The organism is Belnapia sp. AC561 (genome assembly GCF_979252845.1).
In genome coordinates this window covers 1-235 of sequence record NZ_CEEDBP010000506.1, presented here as the reverse complement: position 1 = coordinate 235, position 235 = coordinate 1, and the positions used below count along the sequence as shown (strand labels likewise).

Here is a 235-nt window from a genome sequence, read left to right as displayed (position 1 = left end):
CCCATAGCGAGCTTGTCTCGCCGGTCAGGAAGTGCCTTACGCCTTCAGGTTCAGGCGCTTGGCCAGGCGATTGAGGTTGGCGCGGTCCAGGCCCAGCTCCCGCGCCGCGCCGGCCCAACTTCCCTGATGACGCGCCAGGCAGGCGCTGATCAGTTGGCGTTGATAGTCGTCGAGGTGCTGGCGTAAATCGCCCACCGCACCCTCAGCGGCTGGCACTTCCAAGGTCTGGCCCAGC

1 protein-coding gene is annotated in these 235 nt (G+C 66.4%); it reads right to left on the bottom strand.

All coding sequences use genetic code 11. From position 1 onward, the window contains the following. Positions 1–36 precede the first annotated feature (36 nt). The coding region (locus AC0IW9_RS32045) for a helix-turn-helix domain-containing protein (protein WP_471652311.1) at positions 37–235 on the bottom strand (199 nt) is incomplete at its 5' end.